This is a genomic window from Burkholderia sp. USMB20, from assembly GCF_000949135.2.
Lineage (GTDB): Bacteria > Pseudomonadota > Gammaproteobacteria > Burkholderiales > Burkholderiaceae > Burkholderia.
The window spans coordinates 172547-189353 of the sequence record NZ_JTAN02000005.1 but is presented as its reverse complement, the minus strand read 5'-3'; the positions used below and the strand labels follow the sequence as shown (position 1 = coordinate 189353).

The window sequence follows — 16807 nt, the reverse complement described above, 5'->3', positions numbered from 1 at the left end:
TGCTCTCACGGGCCAACGCATCGGGCGCTGGCCGACGCAGCGGATCAGGAGATTGGAAATGCAACGTTTGACAGGAAAAGTCGCCATCGTGACGGGTGCCAGCGCAGGTATTGGCCGTGCCACTGCAAAGCTGTTCGCGAAGGAAGGCGCCAAGGTGGTCATTGCGGCGCGGCGCGCCGCGGAACTCGAAGCGCTCGCGGCGGAGATCGCCAGCGAAGGCGGCGAAGCCGCGTATCTGGCCGGCGACGTACAGTCGGAGGACTTCGCGAAAGCGCTGGTCGCGCTTGCAGTGAGCCGCTTCGGCCGTCTGGACATCGCCTATAACAACGCAGGTACGCTCGGCGAGATGGGCCCGACCACCGGTATTTCCGAAGCAGGCTGGAACGCCGCGCTGGCGACCAACCTGACCAGTGCCTTCCTGGGCGCGAAGCACCAGATTCCCGAAATGCTGAAGCAAGGCGGCGGATCGATCATCTTCACGTCGACGTTCGTCGGTTACTCGTTCGCGTTTCCCGGCACGGCGGCCTACGCGGCGAGCAAGGCCGGGCTGATCGGCTTGACGCAGGCACTCGCCGCGGAGTACGGCGCGCAAGGCGTGCGGGTCAACGCGGTGTTGCCCGGTGCCGTGGACACGGAGATGTATCGCGGCATGAACGACACCCACGAATCGCAGGCGTTCGTGACCGGGCTGCATGCGCTCAAGCGCGTGGCAAAGCCGGAAGAACTGGCGCGTTCAGTGCTTTATCTCGCATCGGACGATTCGTCCTTTGTCACCGGCACTGCCTCGCTGGTCGATGGCGGCGCATCGATTACGCGTACGTAATCCCGTTGGCGACATCCGGTCGTTCGAGACTCGATGTCGTCACGTCTACTTTGTCCACGGAAAAAGGAATCACTCATGAACCTGAATCTGACAGGCAAACTCGCACTGGTGAGCGGCAGCACAGCCGGCATTGGCCTCGCTATCGCCAGCACGCTGGCCCAGGAAGGCGCTCGTGTGATCGTGAACGGACGCTCCCAGTCATCTGTCGATGACGTAGTCGCGCAACTGAAAGCGGATACCGGCGGCGATGTGGCTGGATTTGCGGGCGACCTGAGTACGGCCGAAGCGGCCGACGAACTGGCGCAACGCTATCCCGGCGTGGAAATCCTGATCAATAACCTCGGCATCTTCGAGCCCAAGCCATTCGAAGAGATTCCTGACGCGGACTGGAAGCGTTTCTTCGAGGTCAACGTCCTGAGTGGCGTACGCCTCGCCCGGCTGTTCCTGCCGGCGATGAAGCAGGCCGACTGGGGGCGCATCATTTTCATTTCGAGCGAAAGCGGGGTGCAGATTCCGGCCGAAATGATCCACTACGGGGTGACGAAGACCGCGCAGATCGCGGTTGCGCGCGGGCTGGCCGAAGCCGTTGCCGGCACGGGTATCACGGTCAACAGCATCCTGCCGGGGCCGACGAAATCGCGCGGCGTGGGCGAATTCGTCGAGACGCTCGCGAAGGCCGACGGCAAATCGTTCGAAGCGTTCGAAAAGGAATTCTTCGAGAAGGTCCGTCCCACATCGCTCATCAAGCGATTCGGTTCGCCGCAGGAAGTGGCGTCCCTCGTGGCTTATATCGCCAGCCCGCTTTCGTCGGCGACGACCGGCGCTGCGTTGCGAGCCGACGGGGGCGTGATAAAGAGCGCCTTCTAGCTGCGTGGCCGGACTTGCGCCGGCCTGTCCGAATTTTGCTCGCTCAGTGTTCCGATGCGATGAGTTGACGCGTGCCAATTGTGACGAGCGCAACGTCCGGTTTCGGGAGCGGCGAGTGTGTCCTCCGGGTCGATCGCTACCCGAGGACGCATTCCCGATTCAACCTGCAGGTGCGTGCCGAATCGATCGTCACATTTCAAAGAATGCGTTGCGCGTGATTTCGGTGCGTCAAAAAATCGACCTTCCCGTATAAGTCGTCAACCATTCCAGCGCCAACGTCCCCGCCAGCGAGTTCCCGTTCGCATCGAGCCCCGGCGCCCACACGCACACGGCCATCTCCCCCGGCAGCACCGCGACGATCCCGCCGCCGACACCGCTCTTGGCAGGCAAGCCGACGCGATATACGAAGTCGCCCGCCGCGTCATAGGTGCCGCAGGTCAGCATCAGCGCCGACAGCCGCTTTGCCGAACTCGCATCGACGACCCGCTCGCCGGTAACGGGCGCGACGCCCCCGTTCGCAAGAAACAGCGCGGCCTGCGCCAGCTCGACGCAGTTCATCGTGATCGCGCACTGGCGGCAATACGCGTCGACCACCGTATCGGGCGGCATCTGCATGTTGCCGAAGCTCGCCATGAAATGCGCCATCGCGCGGTTGCGTTCCGCGTGCTGCAGCTCCGACAGCGCGACACGCGAATCGTAGTCGAGGTCGGTCGCGCCGATCAGCCGCCGCACGAACTCGACGAGCGCCGTCTCGGCCCTGACGAAGCGGCGGCACAGCACGTCGGTGACGACCAGCGCGCCGGCGTTGATGAACGGGTTGCGCGGCTTGCCGCGCTCGCTTTCGAGCTGAACGAGCGAATTGAACGCGGTGCCGGACGGCTCGCGGCCGACCCGTTCCCACAGCGCGTCGCCCAGCAACTGGAACGCGAGCGTGCACGCGAACAGCTTCGAGATGCTCTGGATCGAGAAGCGCTCCCGCGCGTCGCCGACCGTGTAAACGTTTCCGTCCAGCGTCACGACGGCCATCCCGAACTTGTCGGCGGGCACTTTCGCGAGCTCGGGAATGTAGTCGGCGACGCGTCCCTGGCCGATCCAGGGGGCGAGTTCGGTATGGATGCGTTCGAGGATCGGCTGATAGTTCATCGCGTGCGAGGCAGGGCGGGCGGCCCGGTTTCCAAAGAGCCCGTATGGAACCGTTTCGGCGCCGGTTCGTCAAGCGCGGCAGCAATCGCGCCCTTATTTATCGGATCGGGCAAACAGGCGAGCGGTGGGCGCAGTATCATGCGGTACGTTTCGACCGATGGCCGGCAGCCGGTGCAAGCCTGCCGCCGCCGCGGTCTCCCCGTACGATCCGACCGTTGCCCATGCCCTTTCGCATCCTGCTCGTCGAAGACGACACCCGCCTGTCCACGCTGATCGCCGGCTACCTGCGCAAGAACGACTATGAAGTCGACACTGTGCTGCATGGTGACGCCGCCGTGCCGGCGATCCTGTCCACGCGCCCGGATCTCGTCATTCTCGACGTGAACCTGCCGGGCAAGGACGGGTTCGAGATCTGCCGCGAGGCACGCAAGCAATACGACGGCGTGATCATCATGGTGACGGCGCGCGACGAGCCGTTCGACGAACTGCTCGGCCTCGAATTCGGCGCCGACGACTACGTGCACAAGCCGGTCGAGCCGCGCATCCTGCTCGCGCGGATCAAGGCGCAGCTGCGCCGCGTGCCCGCGCGCGCGGCCGAGGGCGCCGCGCCGCAGCCGGAGCGCTACACGTTCGGCCAGTTCTCGATCGACCGCACCGACCGCTCGGTCGTGCTGCCCGGCGGCGGCTCGCCCGACCTCACGTCGGCCGAGTTCGACCTGCTGTGGGTGCTGGTGTGCCGTGCGGGGGAGGTCGTCAGCCGCGACGACCTGATGCTGCAGCTGCGCGGGGTCGAATTCGACGGCCTCGACCGCACGATCGACGGGCGCATCTCGAAGCTGCGCCGCAAGCTGCACGACGATGCAGGCAACCCGCAGCGGATCAAGACGATCCGCAGCAAGGGTTACCAGTTCAGCAAGCATGCGTGGGAATGACGCCACCCTGGCGCGACGCCGTCGGCCGCCGCGTCCCCGCATCGCACGATAGCCGGAAGCCGCGATGATCCGACGCACCCGTTCGCACCCCGACGCAGCGCCGCTTTCCGCGCTGCGCTATGTCAAATGGCGCTGGCTGCATTTCCGCCGCGCGTGGACCGACACGCGCGCCGACCGCATTCCGAGCTGGTCGCGCCTGTACGTGCGCACCTACCTGCACCTGCTCGGCCTCGTGCTGCTGACCGCGCTGGTGCCGGCGCTCGCGCTGTGCGTGGTGTTGTCGCCGGAAGTCGTGTGGCATGCGTTCGACGCGCTGCCGGGCGATATCTGGATCGTGCTCGCGTTCGTGTTCACCGCGCCCGCACTCGCCGCGTATCGGTGGATGCGGCCGGTCTGGTCGGATCTCGTGATGGTGCGCGAGCGCGCGATCGATTTCACCGGCGGGCGCTTCAACACGCGCGCACGCGAGTCGCACAGCGTGATCATCGGCCCGCTCGCGCGCACGCTGAATGCGCTCGCGATGCGCATGGAGCGGCTGATCGCCGCGCAGCGCGACCTGACGAACGGGATCTCGCACGAGCTGCGCACGCCGCTCGCGCGCGTGCGCTTCGCGCTCGAGATGCTGCGCGAGCCGGGCTCGGCCGCCGAATACCACGGTGCGCTGGAGAGCATCGCGCAGGACGTGACGGAACTCGAGGAACTGATCGACATGAGCCTCACGTACGCGCGGCTCGAATACAGCTCGCTGCAGTCGAACCTCGAGCTGACCGCGCCGGTCGCGTGGTTCGAGCACCAGGTCAGCGACGCGCAGCTGCTGTATCCGGAGCGCGCGATCGAGTCGCGCATCGCGATCGCGTCGGACCTGCGCGTGAAGATGGACCGGCGGCTGATGTCGTACGCGATGCGCAACCTGCTGCGCAATGCGAGCAAATATGCGGCGTCGCGGATCGTCGTCGGGATCGCGATCGAACACGGCAACATCGCGATCTATGTCGAGGACGACGGGCCGGGCGTGCCGGAGAGCGAACGCGAGCGGATCTTCGACGCGTTCGTGCGGCTCGACCGCCGCACCGGCGGCTACGGGCTAGGCCTCGCGATCACGCGGCAGGTGCTCCACGCGCACAACGGCCGGATCGCGGTCGTCGATCCGGCCGAACTCGGCGGCGCGCGCTTCGAGATCAGCTGGCCGATCTAGCCGGCGTCCGGCCGCGCAAGGCGCGGGCGGTGACGCGGCGGATGCCCGCCGCCGCCATCCGCGCGCCCCCATCAGTATGTGCGGCCGAGCTGCAGGTAGATGTTGCGCCGGCCGCCCGGCGCGAGCGCGATACCCATGTACAGCGGACCGAATGAGGTCGACAGGCTCGTGAAGAACGTATAGCTCTGCTTGAGCGTGCCGCCGCCGACCTTCACGCCGCTCGACCACACGTTGCCGAGTTCCGCGCTGGCGCCGACCGACAGCGCCTTGATCGGGGACGCGTTGAACGTCATCAGCTGGTTCATGTAGGTCACGTTGCCGTACGCGAGTTCGTTGCCCGTCAGCTGGTCGGCCGCATACGCGGCCAGATGCTGGAACCCGCCGAGCGTGAAGTTGAACGCATTGATCAGGTTGGTGCCGCCGATGCTCTTGCCGCCCTCGATCGTTGCACTGACGCTGTGCCGGCCGAACTGCTGCGCGATCATCGCCTTGGCGTAGAGCTCGGTGTAAGGCGTGTTGGATGTATCGGCGAGGTCCTCCGCGGACTGGCTGTTGTGCGACCACAGCGACCGTTCGACACGGAATTCGCCGTAGTAGCCGCGGCGCGGGAACATCGGATCGTCGAGCTGATCGATGACGAGCCGCGCACGCGCGGTCAGCGCCTGCGACGTGAAGCTCGGCCAGATCAGCGTCGAGCTGCCGTCATCGAACGGGAACGGCAGGTTGTAGTTCGGCGAGCCGTGCCCGGTCGCATAGCCGATACCCATCCGGAAGTCGCCGAGCCGCGCGATCGGCAGGCCGAAGTCGAGCCCGGTGCGCGCCGTCTGCATCAAGTACTGGTTCAGCTTCACCTCGCCGCTGTTGTCGTACAGGTTCACGTAGCGACGCTGATATTCCGCATAGGGCGAAATGTACAAGCCGTATGCGGCCGGCAACGGCTGGCGCAATTCGACGCGCGCCGACTGCAGGTCGCTGCCGATCGTCGTGTCCGCGCGGAACTCAAGGCCCGATTCGGTGAGCCACGGCCGCCGGTAGCCGACGTGCAGGCGGAAGCCGCCTTCGTCGGTCGAGCTGCTCGACATCCCGACGCCGAACAGCAGGAAATTCGGCCCCCAGTATTTCTCCCGCGCATCGATCTCGAGCACGTTCTCGTCGCCGTGGCTCACGATCTGCTGCGTCACGCTCTCGAAATTGCCGCCGGTCGTCAGTCCGAGCAGGTCCTGGCTGACGGTCGCCGGATCGTAGGTGTCGCCCGGTTTCACGTGCAGCGCGTCGGCGACGACACGCTTGGGCACGCCGCCGGTCGTCTTGATCTCGACCCGCGTGATGCGGATCGGCGGCGGCAGCGGCTGCGCATGCGCGGACCGGTAGGCCGCGTACTGTTCCGGCGTGAGCGCGAGGTGCCTGAGCCGCGGCAGCGCCGCGGTCGCGGCGGCCGCGCCGGCGGCGATCGCCTGCTTCGCGTTCTGGAAATCGGTGAACGCGAGCGCGCCGAGGTCGGGCGTGAGCAGCACGTCCTGCGCGGCGAGCTGCTTGCGCTGCGACGTCACGTTCTGGCGGATCAGGATGCCGACCATCTGCTGCATCACGTCGGCCGGCGATGCGAGCGCGTCGAGCGGACGCAGCTGCGAGCCGATGTCGACGGCGATCACGACCTTCGCACCCATCTGCCGCGCGGTGTCGACCGGCAGGTTGCTGACGAGCCCGCCGTCGACGAGCGCGCGGCCGTTGATCTCGGCCGGCGCGAACAGGCCGGGCATCGCCATGCTCGCGCGGATCGCGAGCGGCAGCGAGCCGCGGTCCAGCACGACCATCTGGCCGGTCTGCAGGTCGGTCGCGACCGCGCGATACGGGATCGGCAACTGGTCGAACGGCTGGTTGGTCGGCACGGCGGCGGTCCAGTTCGCGAGCAGCGCCTGCAGCCGGTTGCCCTGCACGAGGCCGACCGGCGCCTTCACGCCTTTCTTGCCGAAGCCCAGCGTCAGGCTGTTGATGTACAGGCGCTCGTCCTCGCGGCTGGTTTGCGGCAGGTCGGCGCGGTCGGTCACGTCGAACGCGATGTCGGCCAGGTTCACCTCCGACAGCTGCTTCTGCATCTCGTCGGCGGCCATCCCGCTCGCATACAGCCCGCCGACCACGGCGCCCATGCTCGTGCCGGCGATGCAGTCGATCGGGATGCGGTTCTCCTCGAGCACCTTCAGCACGCCCAGGTGCGCGTAACCGCGCGCGCCGCCGCCGGACAGCACGAGGCCGACCGGCGGCCGGCCGGCCGGCCGCCGTCGGCGTTGCAGGTCGAGGCGGCGTGGCGGCGGGGCGGCCGCCGTGGCAGGGGCCCGGTGCGGCGGCAGTGGCCGCCGGCGCGGTGCGCGCGGCGTGTCGGCGGCCGGCAAGGCTGCGCGGCAACGGTGCAGCCACCACAGCGCAACGAGCGTGGCGCCGAGCCGGCGCACCCCGAGCCAGCGGAGAGAGGCGGTCGCTGTCATGGTGGAATACCTGGCGTGATCGGGCGTCGGGCGCCTGCCGGGAGCAGGCAAGACCGAGAGATTACCGTGTTTTACAAGCGCAACGCGAGCGGCCGATGCGTAGCCGCGGGCCTGCCGAAACGCGGTTTCGGCAATTTCGTCGCGAAATAATCATTGGAATTGCTTAAAGTATCGGCACGATTTGCCGCTAAGACTTCAATGGGGCGGCGAAGGTGCGCCGCGGGGATGCGGCCTGGCCGCTTCGGCCGGTTTGTTCAAGAAAAGGGTAACCATGTCGACACCGCTGTTCGGAAAGTTGTTTGCGCAACCCGTTGCGATCGACCCTGGAACGGCGAGTACGCGGATTTATACGCACGAGCGCGGCGTGGTGCTGGATCAGCCGTCGGTCGTGTGCTTTCGCAAGGGCGGCGCGTCCGACGCGCGACCGACGCTCGAGGCGGTCGGCGAACTCGCGAAGGCGCTGCTCGGCCGCGAGCCGGGGCATCTCGAGGCCGTGCGGCCCATGCGGCACGGCGTGATCGCCGATGCGCACGCCGCCGAGCAGATGTTCCGCCGCTTCATCGACATGTCGCGCACGCGCTCGCGCTTCAGCCGCCGCGTCGAGGTCACGCTGTGCGTGCCGTCGGATGCGACGGCGGTCGAGCGCCGCGCGATGCGCGAGGCGGCGTTCGCGGCCGGTGTATCGGACGTCGAACTGATCGAGGAAGCGCTCGCCGCCGCGCTCGGCGCGGGCCTGCCGGTGACCGAGCCGGTCGGCTCGATGGTCGTCGACATCGGCGCCGGGACGACCGAAGTCGCGGTGATCGCGCTCGGCGGTGTCGTCTATCGCGAGGCGATCCGCGTCGGCGGCAACCAGTTCGACGCGGCGATCGTCAATCACGTGCGCAACCTGTACGGCGTGCTGCTCGGCGAGCAGACTGCCGAGCGCGTGAAGGAGACGATCGGCTCGGCCACCAGCGCCGTGCCGCGCGCGTCGACGCGCGCGATCGGGCGCAGCGTCAAGGACGGCCTGCCGCGTTCGATCGAGCTGTCCAACCACGATGTGGCGGACGCGCTGGCCGCGCCGCTCAAGCAGGTGATCGGCGCGGTGAAGTCGGTGCTGGAAAACGCGCCGGCCGAACTCGTGACCGACATCGCGCATCGCGGCGTGGTGCTGACGGGCGGCGGCGCGCTGCTCGCGGATCTCGAACGCCTGCTGCGCGACGAGACCGGGCTGAGCGCGCGGATCGCCGACGAGCCGGCCACCTGCGCGGTGCGCGGCGCCGGGGAGGCGATGGGGCGGCTCGCGATGTGTCCGGTGGATTGACGCCGGCCGGGCAAGCCCGTCGACGTTCGTTGAACATCCTTCGAACCCCGAAGCTCCGGCATGCCGAACATCGTCCGGCTGCTCCGGACACGCTCGACACGCCGTGTCGACCGCAGTGCCTGGCCATGCGCGAGCCGGCCGTGGCAGCATGCCGGGCCGCGTGCCGTGCAAGCCGGCGGCACGCTTCTCCTGAAGTCCGACACTTTTGAACCTGCGTTTCAAGCGGGGCCGCGTGGCCGGGGGGCGATTGACCTTGCGGCTTTCATTTTTCATTTCAAGGCGGCGGAATCATGTGCGCCGAATGCGAAGGCACTCTGCAAGTGTGTTGAGAATCCATGCTTTCAAATCTTTAAATAAAATGGGTTCGGATTATTTGCGCCGACTGCCGCCGTCATCATTTAAATTGAGTCGCGAAAATCCGGCCGGCGATTAGTATGAATTATCAGTGTTTTTACTGATCTCGTGGTACAGGTAACTTTTCCTGGCATGACGGAATGACCGAAAGACCCTTTTAATCCGGTCGTTTCACGCAATCTAACGAGTAAAAAATACGTATTCCATCGACCTCGCTCCGATAACCAAACATCGACTGGAAAACCCTGTTTATTTGATATAGCCTTGTCTGACAAAAAGCAGGGCGGTAATCAAATCAACCAGAAAGTCGCTGCATAAGAACAAGGGGCCACGATCATGTCGTCCGGTTGAGTTTGCACTCGCAAACGAGAATCGATTAACCCGCAGTTCATCCACGAATAGACCGACGTCGTTCCGCGACCGCCGGAGGGCACGCTTGCGTCCCGGATTTTCCGCCGCCGCCGGATCGATTCACCGGCCATGCCGAGCACGAGGGGAAGCATGAACATTGCGCATTCGAAGAAGAGCGGAGAGCCGTTTCCGAAATTCCTGTTGCCGACGGGCGTCTTCCTGGCCTTGTCCGGCGCGGGCATCGTCCCCGCGTACGCGACCTGCAGCACGGCAGGCACCACGGTGACCTGCACGGGCGTCGCGAATCCGCTGGCGCCGAGCTATGCAAACAGCGCCAACAACCTGAACGTCACCGTCAATCCTGGCGCGAGCGTCGGCGTGCTGCTGGGCGTCGGCGGCACCGCGATGTCGCTGACCGGCAACAACAACACGCTGACCAACAACGGCACGATCGACCCGTCCGCGCTCGGCTCGGGGCTCGGCGTGCTGTCGAGCGGCGCGGTGCTCGGCAATGCGTCGGCGAGCAATACCACCGTCACCAACAACGGCACGATGCTCGGCTCGACCGGGGTCGCGATCAGCGGCGTGACCGGCATGGCGCTGTCGGTCCAGAACGGCACCGGCGGCACGTCGACCATCAACAACACCGGCACGATCGGTTCGAACCCGCTGGTCGGCGCGACGCTGTCCGGCGCGGATGCGCCGGTGGTCGCCGCATACGGCGGCGGCACGGTCAACATGACGAACAGCGGCACGATCAACGGCCGCGTGTCGCTCGCCACGAACGGCACGCCCGGGGGCGGCAACACGTTCACCAACTCGGGCACGATCAACGGCAGCGTGTCGATGGGCGCGAACAGCACCAACACGTTCAACGCGGTGACGGGCTCGTCGGTCAACGCGGCGGGCGGCACCGGCGGCGCGTTCAACATCACGGTCGGCCCGAACACGCTCAACGTGGCGGCGACGGGGATCGTCGACGGCGGCGCGGGCGGCAACAACACGCTGAACCTGCAGCAGGGCACCTCCGCGAACGGCACGATCGCGATCAACAACTACGTCAACTTCAATCACCTCGACGTCGCGAGCGGCAACTGGACGATCAACGGCGCGTCGACCGTGCAGGACGCGACGCTGTCGAGCGGCGGCGTCGCGATCATCAACGACAACGCGTCGCTCGGCACCGGCACGATCACGGCCAACGGCGGCGCGCTGCAGGCGGGCACGGCCGGGCTCAACGTGTCGAACAACGTGACGCTCGGCACCGGCCTGACGGTGCAGGGCGCGACCGGGCTCACGCTGTCGGGCACGGTGTCGGGCAGCGGCGCGCTGACGAAGAACGACGGCGGCACGCTGGCGCTGTCGGGTGCCAATACCTATACGGGCGGCACGAACCTGAACGGCGGCAACCTCGTGGTCGGCAACAACGGGGCGCTCGGCACCGGCGCGGTGAACGTCAATGCGTCGGCGTTGCTCGACACGAGCGCGAACGTCACGCTCGACAATGCGATCAATCTCGACAACAGCGCGACGCTGACGCTCGGTGGCAGCAACAGCCTCGGGCTGTCCGGCACGATCAGCGGAAACGGCGGCCTCGTGAAGAACGGCGCCGCGACGGCCACGCTGACGGCCGCGAACACCTACACGGGCGACACGACGATCAACAGCGGCACGCTCGCACTGAGCGGCGCCGGCAGCCTCGCGGCGACCGGCACGGTGAACCTGACCGGCGCGGGCGCGACGTTCGACCTGAGCGGCGCGTCGGGCGCGCGGACGATCGGAGCGCTGGCGGGAGCGGCCGGCACGAACGTGGACCTCGGCGGCAATTCGCTGACGCTCAACGGCACCATCAACGCGACCTATGCGGGCACGATCGGCGGCTCGGGCAGCGTGACGCTGTCGGGCCCCGGGACGCAATCGCTGACCGGCACGAACGTCTACTCCGGCGGCACGAACCTGAACGGCGGCAACCTCGTCGTCGGCAGCAACACGGCGCTGGGCTCCGGCGCGGTGAACGTCAACGGCTCGTCGACGCTCGATGCGACCACCAACGTGTCGCTCGCGAACGGCATCAACGTCGCCACCGGCACGACGCTGACGGTGGGCGGCAGCACCGATCTCGGGCTCGGCGGCACGATCTCCGGCGGCGGCGGGCTCGTGAAGAACGGCGCGGCGGCGCTGACGCTGAGCGGCGCGAACAATTACACGGGCGGCACGACGCTGAACGCCGGTACCCTCGTGCTCGGCAACGCCGCGGCGCTGGGCACCGGCACGCTGACCGTCGGCGGTGCCGCGACGCTCGATGCGAATACGAGCCTGTCGGTCGCCAACGCGATCGATCTCGGCACGGCCACGGCACTCACGCTCGGCGGCAGCAATGCGCTCGCGCTGGGCGGCGTGATTTCCGGCGCCGGCGCGCTCGTGAAGAACGGCGCGGCGACGGTGACACTGACGGGCGCGAACACCTACACGGGCGGCACGACGATCAATGCCGGCACGCTGGCGATCGGCGCGGGCGGCAGCCTTGCGGCGACCGGCACGATGAATCTCGCGAACGCGGGCGCGGCGCTCGACCTGAGCAATGCGTCGGGTGCGCAAACGCTCGGCGCGCTGTCGGGCGTCGCGGGCACGAACGTGAATCTCGGCGCGAACGCGCTGACGCTGGGCGGAACGGCCAGCGGCACGTTCAGCGGCGTAATCGGCGGCACCGGCAGCCTGACGCTGGATGGCACCGGCACGCAGACGCTGAACGGCGCGAGCACTTATTCGGGCGGCACGAACCTCAATAGTGGCGGACTGGTGCTCGGCAACGCCGCGGCACTCGGCACCGGCGCGCTGACCGTCGGCGGTGCGGCGACGCTCGATACGAATACGAGCCTGTCGGTCGCCAACGCGATCGATCTCGGCACGGGTGCGGCGCTCACGCTTGGCGGCAGCAACGCGCTTGGATTGGCCGGTGCGATTACCGGTACGGGCGCCCTCGTGAAGAACGGCGCGGCGACGGTAACGCTGACGGGCACGAACACCTACACCGGCGGCACGACGATCAACGCGGGCACGCTCGCGATCGGCGCGGGCGGCAGCCTGGCGGCGACCGGCGCGATGAATCTCGCGAACGCGGGCGCGACGCTCGACCTGAGCAATGCGTCGGGTGCGCAAACGCTCGGTGCGCTGTCGGGCCTGGCCGGCACGAACGTGAATCTCGGCGCGAACGCGCTGACGCTCGGCGGAACCGCCAGCGGCACGTACAGCGGCGCGATCGGCGGCACCGGCAGCCTGACGCTGGCCGGCACCGGCACGCAGACGCTGAACGGCGCGAGCACCTATTCGGGCGGCACGAACCTCAACAGTGGCGGACTGGTGCTCGGCAACGCCGCGGCACTCGGCACCGGCGCGCTGAATGTCGGCGGTTCGGCGACGCTCGATACGAACACGAACCTGACGGTGGCGAATGCAATCGGTCTCGGCGCGGGCTCGACGCTCACGCTCGGTGGCAGCAACGCGCTCGGATTGGGCGGCGCGATTACCGGTACGGGCGCGCTCGTGAAGAACGGCGCGGCGACGACCACGCTGACGGGCGCAAACACCTACACCGGCGGGACGACGATCAACGCGGGCACGCTGGCGATCGGCGCGGGCGGCAGCCTCGCATCGACCGGCGCGATGAATCTCGCGAACGCGGGCGCGACGCTCGACCTGAGCAATGCGTCGGGTGCGCAGACGCTCGGTGCGCTGTCGGGCGTGGCCGGCACGAACGTGAGCCTCGGCGGCAACGCGCTGACACTGGGCGGGACGGCCAGCGGCACGTTCAGCGGCGTGATCGGCGGCACCGGCGGGCTGACGCTCACGGGTACCGGCACGCAGACGCTGTCCGGCGCGAACACGTATACGGGCGGCACGACGATCAACGGCGGCAGCACGCTGGCGCTGGGCGCGGGCGGCAGCCTCGCGGCGAGCGGCACGGTGAATCTGGCCGGCGCGGGCGCGACGTTCGACCTGGGCGGCGCGTCCGGTGCGCAGACGATCGGTGCGCTGACCGGCGCGGCCGGCACGAACGTGAATCTCGGCGCGACTGCGCTGACGCTGAGCGGCAACGGCAGCAATACCTTCGGCGGCGCGATCGGCGGCACCGGCAGCCTGACGCTGGCCGGCACCGGTACGCAGACGCTGACGGGCGCGAACACGTACACCGGCGGCACGACGATCAACGCCGGCACGCTGGCGCTGGGCGCGGGCGGCAGCCTTGCGTCGAGCGGCGCGGTGAACCTGGCCGGCACGGGCGCGACGTTCGACCTGAGCGGCGCAACGGGCGCGCAGACGATCGGCACGCTGACCGGCGCGGCGGGTACGAGCGTGAACCTCGGCGGCAACGCGCTGACGCTGAACGGCAGCACCGCCGGCACATTCGGCGGGACGATCGGCGGCAGCGGCGGCGTGACGGTCGCGGGCGTCGGCACGCAGACGCTGACGGGGGCGAACACGTACACCGGCGGCACGACGATCAACGGCGGCAGCACGCTCGCGCTCGGCGCGGGCGGCAGCCTCGCCGCGGGCAGCACGGTGAACCTGGCCGGCACGGGCGCGACGTTCGACCTGAGCGGCGCCGCAGGCGCGCAGACGCTCGGCACGCTGACCGGCACGGCGGGCACGAACGTGAACCTCGGCGCGAATGCGCTGACGCTGAACGGCAGCGGCGCCAGCACGTTCGGCGGCGCGATCGGCGGCAGCGGCGGCGTGACGCTCGCGGGCACCGGCACGCAGACGCTGACGGGGGCGAACACGTACACCGGCGGCACGACGATCAACGGCGGCAGCACGCTCGCGCTTGGTTCGGGCGGCAGCCTCGCGGCGAGCGGCGCGGTGAATCTGGCCGGCGCGGGTGCGACGTTCGATCTCAGCGGCGCAACGGGCGCGCAGACGATCGGCGCGCTGTCGGGCGCGGCGGGCAGCACCGTAAACCTCGGCGCGAACGCCCTCGCGCTGAGCGGTAGCGGCGCCAGCACGTTCGGCGGGACGATCGGCGGCAGCGGCGGCGTGACGCTCGCGGGCAGCGGCACGCAGACGCTGACGGGCGCGAACACCTATACCGGCGGCACGACGATCAACGGCGGCAGCACGCTCGCGCTCGGCGCGGGCGGCAGCCTCGCGTCGACGGGCGCGGTGAACCTCGCCGGCGCGGGCGCGACGTTCGACGTGAGCGGCGCAGCGGGTGCGCAGACGATCGGCGCGCTGTCGGGCGCGGCCGGCAGCACCGTGAACCTCGGCGCGAATGCGCTGGCGCTGAGCGGCAGCGGCGCCAGCACGTTCGGCGGGACGATCGGCGGCACCGGCGGCCTGACGGTCGCGGGCACCGGCATTCAGACGCTGACCGGCAGCAACACCTATACGGGCGGCACGACGATCGCATCGGGCGGCACGCTGCAGCTCGGCAACGGCGGCACGTCGGGCAGCGTGGTCGGCAATATCGTCGACAACGGCGCGCTGATCTTCAATCAGTCCGCGAACGTGACGCTCGCGAGCGTGCTGTCCGGCACCGGTTCGCTGACCCAGGCCGGCAGCGGGCAACTGACGCTGACCGGTACCAGTACGCTGAGCGGCCCGACCACCGTCGCGGCGGGTACGCTCGCGGTCGACGGTTCGCTCGGCCAGTCGACCGTGACCGTGCAGAACGGCGCGACGCTGACGGGCACCGGCACGGTTGGTGGCCTCGTCGTGCAGGGCGGCGCGTTCGCGGCCGCGTCGCAGCCGGGCGCGGCGCTGAACGTGGCCGGCAACGTCACGTTCCAGCCGGGCTCGACGCTGCAGGTCGCGGTGACGCCGCAGCAGGCCGGCAGCATCGCGGCGGGCGGCACGGCCACGCTGAACGGCGGCACCGTGCAGGTGCTCGCGAACCAGGCCAGCTACCAGCCGACCACGAAGTACACGATCCTCAGCGCATCGTCGGGCGTGCAGGGCACGTTCAGCCAGGTGAATTCGAACTACGCGTTCCTGATGCCGACGCTCAGCTACGATCCGGACCACGTGTACCTGCAGCTCGTCGCGAACGGCACGGCGCTGCCCGATGTCGCGGTGACGCCGAACCAGCGCGCGGTCGCGACCGCGATCGGTGGGCTCGGCGCGGGCAACCCGCTGTACGACACGGTGCTGACGACCGATGCGGCCACCGCGCGGCGCGCCTACGGGATGCTCGACGGGGAACTGCAGGCGAGCCTGAAGAGCATGCTGCTGCTCGACAGCCGCTACGTGCGCGAAGCCGTGACCGATCGCGTGCGCCAGGGCCTCGCGCCCGGAGCGGGGCCGCTCGCCGCGCTGTCGTCGGGCGGTGCCGCGCTGTGCGGAGACAACACGGCCGGCGCGACCGATCCGACGCTGCCGCCGGAACGCCGGATCGGTTCGCGCGCAGGTTGCTACGGCGGCACGCCGTATCAGCCGGTGGTCTGGGGGCAGGCGTTCGGCGGCCGCAGCCGGCTCGCGGGCGACGGCAACGCGTCGACGATCAACCGCAGCATGACGGGCTTCATCGCCGGTGCCGACATGGCGCTCAACGACCAGTGGCGTGCCGGTCTCGCCGCGGGCGTCACGCACAGCTCGCTCGACAACGACCAGAGCGCGTCGGCGTCGGTCAACAGCTACTACGTGTCGCTGTACGGCGGCGCGCAGTACGGTGCGCTCGGCGTGCGCGGCGGCGCGTCGTACACGTGGTACCGCATCAACAGCGACCGCAATCCGGGCTTCGCGGGCTTCTCCGATCACGATTCGGCCGGCTACAACGCGCATTCCGAGCAGGTGTTCGGCGAAGTCGGCTATGCGCTGCCGGTCGGGCCGGTCGCGCTCGAACCGTTCGCGGGTCTTGCCTACGTGAACCTGCATACCGACGGCTATACGGAAACCGGCGGCGCGGCCGCGCTGCAGGCCGGCGGCCAGACGACCCACGTCGGTTTCTCGACGCTCGGCGTGCGCGCGGCCTCTCAACTCGGCATGCTCGCGAGCGGCACGTTCACCGCGCGCGGGACGGTAGGCTGGCGGCATGCGTTCGGCAACGTGCGGCCGTCGTCGGCGTTCACGTTCGCGAACGGCGGCACGTCGTTCCAGGTGTCGGGCGTGCCGATCGCGCGCGACAGCGCGGTGCTCGAAGCTGGCATCGACGCGACCATCACGAAGCGCCTGACGCTCGGTCTCACGTTCAGCGGCCAGTACGGCAGCGGCGTGCGCGACAACGCGGTGCTCGGCAACATCCTGTGGAAGTTCTGACCGGCGCCTGAGGTGCCTGTGCGCGATCCCGATGCGACGGCGATGCCCGCATCGGGGTCGCGTCTTTTTCGGCGCTGCGCGCGTCCCCCGTTCTGGCCTATC

The 16807-nt window shown here is 68.6% G+C and carries 9 protein-coding genes; 6 read left to right on the top strand and 3 right to left on the bottom strand.

Annotation, left to right across the window (positions count from 1 at the left end):
* Nucleotides 1-58 precede the first annotated feature (58 nt).
* Nucleotides 59-823: an SDR family oxidoreductase gene (locus tag PL79_RS08695; RefSeq protein WP_044846900.1), complete on the top strand. Its 765-nt coding sequence runs from the start codon at nucleotides 59-61 to the stop codon at nucleotides 821-823.
* Between the two features lie 75 nt (nucleotides 824-898).
* Entirely contained in the window at nucleotides 899-1690 is a 792-nt protein-coding gene (locus PL79_RS08690) for an SDR family NAD(P)-dependent oxidoreductase (protein ID WP_044846901.1), read from the top strand.
* A 228-nt stretch (nucleotides 1691-1918) separates the two neighbouring features.
* Here PL79_RS08690 and PL79_RS08685 read toward each other — a convergent pair whose 3' ends face one another.
* Nucleotides 1919-2833, bottom strand: a complete 915-nt coding sequence (locus PL79_RS08685) for a glutaminase (RefSeq protein ID WP_044846902.1) — start codon at nucleotides 2831-2833, stop codon at nucleotides 1919-1921.
* Nucleotides 2834-3054: 221 nt separating this feature from the next.
* Here PL79_RS08685 and PL79_RS08680 point away from each other — a divergent pair, with 221 nt between their 5' ends.
* Both PL79_RS08680 and PL79_RS08675 read left to right on the top strand, forming a co-directional pair.
* Nucleotides 3055-3765, top strand: a complete 711-nt coding sequence (locus tag PL79_RS08680; protein ID WP_044846903.1) for a response regulator — start codon at nucleotides 3055-3057, stop codon at nucleotides 3763-3765.
* A 64-nt stretch (nucleotides 3766-3829) separates the two neighbouring features.
* Nucleotides 3830-4960: an ATP-binding protein gene (locus tag PL79_RS08675; RefSeq protein ID WP_044846904.1), complete on the top strand. Its 1131-nt coding sequence runs from the start codon at nucleotides 3830-3832 to the stop codon at nucleotides 4958-4960.
* 71 nt (nucleotides 4961-5031) lie between these two features.
* Here the strand turns inward: PL79_RS08675 and PL79_RS08670 are convergent, their stop codons facing one another.
* Nucleotides 5032-7443, bottom strand: a complete 2412-nt coding sequence (locus tag PL79_RS08670) for a patatin-like phospholipase family protein (RefSeq protein ID WP_135801010.1) — start codon at nucleotides 7441-7443, stop codon at nucleotides 5032-5034.
* 271 nt (nucleotides 7444-7714) lie between these two features.
* Here PL79_RS08670 and PL79_RS08665 point away from each other — a divergent pair, with 271 nt between their 5' ends.
* The gene (locus PL79_RS08665; RefSeq protein ID WP_044847899.1) at nucleotides 7715-8749 is read left to right on the top strand and encodes a rod shape-determining protein; all 1035 of its coding nucleotides are present in this window, start codon (nucleotides 7715-7717) and stop codon (nucleotides 8747-8749) included.
* Nucleotides 8750-9393: 644 nt separating this feature from the next.
* On the opposite strand, the gene PL79_RS08660 is transcribed toward PL79_RS08665, so the two are convergent.
* Complete coding sequence (locus tag PL79_RS08660; protein ID WP_135801009.1) at nucleotides 9394-9612, bottom strand: hypothetical protein; 219 nt, start codon at nucleotides 9610-9612, stop codon at nucleotides 9394-9396.
* Here PL79_RS08660 and PL79_RS08655 point away from each other — a divergent pair.
* Nucleotides 9605-16705, top strand: coding sequence for an autotransporter-associated beta strand repeat-containing protein (locus PL79_RS08655; protein WP_044847900.1), 7101 nt, complete (start codon nucleotides 9605-9607; stop codon nucleotides 16703-16705). The genes PL79_RS08660 and PL79_RS08655 overlap by 8 nt on opposite strands.
* Nucleotides 16706-16807: the final 102 nt, after the last annotated feature.